The 3,040-nt window shown below is 55.8% G+C and carries 4 protein-coding genes; 3 read left to right on the forward strand and 1 reads right to left on the reverse strand.

The window, feature by feature from the left end; all coding sequences use genetic code 11:
- From HMPREF3167_RS08710 to HMPREF3167_RS08720, 3 genes are all read left to right on the forward strand, one after another.
- A protein-coding gene (locus HMPREF3167_RS08710; RefSeq protein WP_371440131.1) for an IS3 family transposase occupies positions 1-1,090 on the forward strand; the annotation gives its coding sequence in 2 pieces (ribosomal slippage) (positions 1-225 and positions 225-1,090; 1,091 coding nt annotated over the 2 pieces). This gene is flagged as partial in the annotation.
- Between the two features lie 453 nt (positions 1,091-1,543).
- On the forward strand, positions 1,544-2,356 hold the full coding sequence (locus HMPREF3167_RS08715; RefSeq protein WP_062614292.1) for a class I SAM-dependent methyltransferase: 813 nt from the start codon (positions 1,544-1,546) through the stop codon (positions 2,354-2,356).
- Positions 2,357-2,372: 16 nt separating this feature from the next.
- Entirely contained in the window at positions 2,373-2,711 is a 339-nt protein-coding gene (locus HMPREF3167_RS08720) for a cupin domain-containing protein (protein WP_024110836.1), read from the forward strand.
- A gap of 151 nt (positions 2,712-2,862) precedes the next feature.
- Here the strand turns inward: HMPREF3167_RS08720 and HMPREF3167_RS09520 are convergent.
- Positions 2,863-3,040 (reverse strand): DUF4411 family protein (locus tag HMPREF3167_RS09520; RefSeq protein WP_148132187.1); only part of this gene is annotated, 178 nt, incomplete at its 5' end.

Raw genomic sequence — 3,040 nt, forward strand, 5'->3', positions numbered from 1 at the left:
AGCTTGATAAGGCCCGCGAACTCAGAGAATCAGGGTCGACCACAGCTCAGATCTTGACCGAGCTGGGTATTAGCGAAGCGACGTTGAACAGGTGGCAGGCGACGTATGGTGCGATGAGCAGGAGCGAGGCGAAAGAGTTGCAGCGTCTGCGCGATGAGAACACGCACCTGAAACGGCTACTGGGTCAGGCCGAGCTGGAAAAAGCAGCATGGAAGGAATTGGCAGAGGGAAACTTCTAGGCCCGGCTCGCCGTCACGATGCCGTGTGGCATCTGGTCGAGCTGGGCTATTCCCAGAGACTGGCATGCAAGGTTGTTGGGCTCTCACGCTCAGCCTACCGGCGCGCTAGAGACCGCGATCATGGGCCTGATAAGTATGCGGGTCTGCGTCAGTGGATGCATGAGTTCGCTAAGGATCACCGCCGGTGGGGACACCGGCGCGTCTGGGTCAAGGCTCTTGGCCTGGGCTACGGGGTGTGCCGGGAAACATTCCGCCGCTTATGGCGCGAAGAAGGCCTGCGCGTGTTGCCACGGAAGAAGCGCAAACGCGTCGATGGTAGCGGCTGGGTGGATGTGCCTGCGGGGCAATACCCGGGTGATGTGTGGGCGCTGGATTTCCAGTTCGACTCGACCTGGCACGGCAAGACGATCAAGATCTGCAATATTATCGATGAATATACCCGCGAACACCTCGCCTTCGCAGTCGATAAGAAACTTGATGCGGGCTCGGTCATCGAGCTGCTCGACCTAGCCTCGCTTGCACATGGCGGACGCCCGCGGGTGATCCGGATGGATAACGGGCCCGAATTCATCGCTCAGGCTCTCAAAGACTGGGCAGCCGAGGACGAGACGATCCAAGCCTTCATCCCGCCAGGCGAGCCGTGGCATAACGGGTTCGTTGAGTCTTTCCATAACCGGATGCGAGACGAGCTCCTCGAAGACAACAGTATCGAGGACCTTGATCACGCCCGAACCCTCGTGGCACAGTGGTCACACCGGTACAATACCTTCCACCCGCACTCTTCCCTGGGCTACCTCAGTCCACGGGAATACGCGGAACAATGGAAACAAGAAAACACGGTCAACGCTTAAACCACGTGGACCTAATTCTTAGGCCACCCCACCCCCCCCAGCTTGGCCTGCTGGGTTTCGAGCTCGCGAGTGTTATACACGGTTTTGTCGAGCAGGTGCATGGTGTCATCAAGCACGTCAACACGTGATAGAAAGACCCCCGGACGGGTCTAGTCGCTAGCAACACAAACAAATTCAATCGCTTATTGTTTAGATGTTCTCTTGAAGATACCCCTTGAGTGGACGCAAACGACGGTTTGGTGGGCGCAAACACCTGGTTCGACCTAGTTTTAGCAAACTTTTTGACTGCAAAACTGTCTAAGGGCTACTGCCGTCGATCATTCGCGCTCAAAGCAAACGCAGCCCGGAATATCTCCATGCCGCGTAGGCAAAAAGTTGACCCAACTAGCCGGTTGCGAGTTTTTTTAATTGAATAATTAGGTTCACCTAAGCTAATTCAGGTAGTATTTTGTTGTGTCAAAGAATCCTTCCATTCCGCAAAGTGATCGCTCTACAAAAACCGCCGCCGGGCATTGGGTGCTGGCGCGCGCCGGGAAACGGGTCTTGCGTCCCGGTGGCCTGAAGCTCACCACGCGCATGCTGGATAAAGCAGATATTTCCGGCCGCGAAGTGGTGGAATTCGCCCCAGGTTTGGGGCGAACAGCGAAACTCATAGTCGACCGCGGCGTTTCCTCATATGTAGGAGTCGACCAAGATCCCGATGCCGTCGCAAACGTGCAAGACGTCGTCACCCCGCATGGCGGAAAGGTTATTAACGCGCAAGCCCAGAACACCGGCCTGCCAGACGCCTCGGCTGACGTAGTGATTGGCGAAGCCATGCTGACGATGCAGGGCGAAAAGGGCAAGGACGAGATCGTGGCCGAAGCGTTTCGGCTGCTCGCTCCAGGCGGCTGCTACGCGATCCACGAGCTTGGGCTCACCCCCAACGATATTGACGCCCAGCTTGCCGACAACTTGCGTAAGCAGTTGGCCCAGACGATTCGCGTCAACGCCCGCCCGCTAACAGAAAACGAATGGTGCAAGGTGCTTGAAAACGCTGGCTTTACCATCGAATGGGTTGGTTTCGAGCCGATGGCGTTGCTATCGCCGCGACGCAATCTAGCCGACGAAGGGCTGCTCGGGGTAGCGCGCATTATCAAGAATGTTCTCCGCGACAAGGATCTACGCCAGCGTATTTTGACCATGCGCGCCACGTTCAACGAATACAAAGATCAGCTCACCGGAATCGCGGTCGTTGCCCGCAAACCCAAGACGCAAGAAGACTGAAGAAAGAACACCAGAAATGAGTGACCCCAAACCCCTCCCGACGGCCATGCTCGGCTTCATAGACAACCTCGCCGACCGCATCGAATACGCAGAAAATTCCACCGTCTCAAAGACGCTTATGCAGGCAGAAGGCGTTAACGTCGTGCTGTTCTCTTTCGACAAGGACGAGGAGCTCTCGGAACACACCGCGGCCATGCCCGTAATAGTGCAAGCCCTAGAAGGCGAACTAGAAATCACCGGCGACGGCAAGACCGTCATATTGAAGCCAGGAGGCCTGGTTCACTTCACGACGAGACTCCCCCACGCGGTAAAAGCCCTGACCAGGGCAAAAATGGTGCTCTACATGCTCAAGTAGAGCGGATGGCAGTTCGGGGGCACAGTCTCTCGCGCCCGTCCCTAAATCTATTCACGCGGTTTTCTCACGACTAGTAGGTTCAGAACCTACTAGTCGTGAGAAAAACTTATATTCCCATCTAAGTGCTAAGCATCTCGTTAGGTCTTACTTCCTAATGGAACCGAAGCCCCAGTTTCCGATAGAGATCGAACGGGCCGAAGTAACTCACGTTCATGGCATCACAGGCATCCGGAATCTTAATCTTCCTCTTCGAGTTGGGCGCCGGTTGCTCTGAAGTAACTACAAGACACTTTCTGCTATGGGTTGCGTCCCTTAGTGTGGTGTAACGC

It is taken from the genome of Trueperella sp. HMSC08B05, assembly GCF_001808405.1.
GTDB classification, from domain to species: Bacteria; Actinomycetota; Actinomycetes; order Actinomycetales; family Actinomycetaceae; genus Trueperella; species Trueperella bernardiae.